The sequence below is a fragment of the Corynebacterium sp. UMB9976 genome, from assembly GCF_030212265.1.
Lineage (GTDB): Bacteria > Actinomycetota > Actinomycetes > Mycobacteriales > Mycobacteriaceae > Corynebacterium.
Genome location: NZ_JASODY010000125.1, coordinates 1 through 256, shown reverse-complemented (window position 1 = coordinate 256; position 256 = coordinate 1). Strand labels below are relative to the sequence as shown.

The 256-nt window shown below is 57.8% G+C and carries 1 pseudogene; it reads right to left on the bottom strand.

The window, feature by feature from the left end:
- Positions 1–256 (bottom strand): annotated as a pseudogene (locus tag QP140_RS10080) (hypothetical protein); the annotation flags it as partial.

Below are 256 nucleotides of genomic sequence, written 5' to 3'. Positions count from 1 at the left end.
AAGAACGACTTCACGATCTGAACGTTGCCGAAAATAAGCGGCTCATCAGAGATGCCGTTGAACAGCGGGTTAGCGTGCGCCATGTCGCCGATGTACAGCTTCTGAACCTCCGGATTACGCTTCAGCAGATTCAGCGTCATCGGGTGAATCAGCAGAACATCAGGGGTGTAACCGAAGTAGTGGCCGTCGCCGTCCTCGGCGCCGAGGACAACCTCGGACGCGTCCAGGAAGTCAGCAGCCGGGTTAGCGTCGGGCT